2 protein-coding genes are annotated in these 1,690 nt (G+C 75.1%); both read left to right on the top strand.

Annotation, left to right across the window (positions count from 1 at the left end; genetic code table 11):
• The first annotated feature begins 26 nt into the window (after window positions 1-26).
• Window positions 27-866 carry a winged helix-turn-helix domain-containing protein gene (locus SSBG_RS12775; RefSeq protein ID WP_037871408.1) on the top strand — a complete coding sequence of 280 codons (840 nt, stop codon included), beginning with the start codon at window positions 27-29 and terminating at the stop codon, window positions 864-866.
• On the top strand, window positions 863-1,684 hold the full coding sequence (locus tag SSBG_RS12770) for an HAD family hydrolase (RefSeq protein WP_008746553.1): 822 nt from the start codon (window positions 863-865) through the stop codon (window positions 1,682-1,684). Before SSBG_RS12775 ends, SSBG_RS12770 begins: the two co-directional genes overlap by 4 nt.
• The last annotated feature ends 6 nt before the right edge of the window (window positions 1,685-1,690 follow it).

Here is a 1,690-nt window from a genome sequence, read left to right as displayed (position 1 = left end):
ACCCCCTTCCCGCCACCCCCGCCGCCATCGCCGCCGCGCTCCGCGACCGCATCGCGCGCGGCGTGCTCAAGGCGGGCGACCGCATCCCCACCCAGGCGGAGCTGTCGCAGGAGTTCGGCGTCGAGCGCGGCCGGGTCCGCCAGGCGCTCCAGGCGCTGCGCGCCGAGGGGCTGCTCAGCCGCTCCACGAAGGGCGTGCCGCCCCGCGTCGCCCAGCCGGGCCACGACGGCGAGCGCGCGGCCGGCACCCCCGAGCCGCGTCCCACGCTCGTCGCGCTCGGCCCCCGTCTCGTACGGGCCTTCGCGGCGCCCGAGGTACGGATCGACGCCCTCTGCCTCACCGCCGAATCCCTCATCCCGGCCGTCAGCGAGGCCGTCATCGGGGTGCACAGCGGGAGCCTGCGGCCCGAGTCCGTGGACGTGCGCATCCTGCTGCCCAGCCGCAGCATCGACCTCGCCTTCCCCGTCGCGGCCTCGGGCGAGCCGGTCGAGGCGGCGGCCGTCCACCGCCGCTGGCTGGAGATGCGCGACTCGCAGGTACGGGTCCTGAGCCGGACCCTGACCGGACTGCGGCAGTCCCACGGCACGAAGGTGTCCGTCGCCTTCCGCACGGTCCCCTTCACCCCGCCGGTGAAGCTCTACGTCCTCAACGGGAGTGAAGCCCTCTTCGCGTACTACCTCGTGCGGAGGACCGACGAGAACGGCGAGGACGTCCCCGAGATGATCGACACCTGGGGACCGCGCGCCCAGCTCTTCCCGTACGACGTCACCCACGGCCCGCGCGACGAGGTCTTCGTCGCGCAGTCCGCCCGCTGGTTCGAGGGCCTCTGGCAGACCATCAGCGAGGAGCTGAGACTCGACGGGTGACGACAACCAGGACCCACACGGAATCGGAACACTCCTACTCCGCGGGAAAATCGGCGCCGGAGCCCGGACCCGGGCAGCACCCGGAGCGGGACGCGGCCCCTTCCGCGCCGCGCGCGCAGACCCCCGCCGAACCCCTCGCCGCCCTCCTCGACCGCACCCGCTGGGTGCTCCTCGACTTCGACGGACCCGTGTGCCGCCTCTTCGCCGGGCACCCCGCGCGCGGCATCGCCCGCCGCATGGCGAGCTGGCTCGACGCCCGCCCCGGCGGCCGGGCCCTCGCGGCGGGGGCCGCGCTCAGCAAGAACCCGCAGGCCCTGCTCCGCGCCGTGGGCCGGAGGGACGCGGAGGGCGGCACCGTCCGCGCCCTCGAATCCCTCCTGACCGACGAGGAGTTGACGGCCGCCGAGAGCGCCCGCCCGACCCCGTACCTCGCCGAGCTCCTGCACACGTGGTACGCGGCGGGCCGCCGCTTCGCCGTGACGACCAACAACTCCCCGCTCGCCGCCCGCCGTTACCTCGAACGCCAGGGCCTGGACGGCTACTTCGCCGACCAGTACCACGGCAGAGGTCTCCCGCTCCGCCTCAAACCCGACCCGTACTGCCTGACCCAGGCCGTGAAGGCCCTCGAAGCCGACCCGCGCGCGACGCTGATGATCGGCGACGAACCCGGCGACGCGAAGGCCGCCCGCGCGGCCGGCATCCCCTTCCTCGGCTACGCCGAACGCCCCCCGAGGCGCGCGGCGTTACGGGCGGCGGGAGCGCGGCACGTGGTCGCCTCGTACGCGGAGGTGCTGTGGGGGGCGGGCCAGGCGGACTGACGCGCG

The sequence above is a fragment of the Streptomyces sp. SPB074 genome (genome assembly GCF_000154905.1).
Classification (GTDB): domain Bacteria; phylum Actinomycetota; class Actinomycetes; order Streptomycetales; family Streptomycetaceae; genus Streptomyces.
This window is presented reverse-complemented; position numbering and strand designations above follow the sequence as displayed.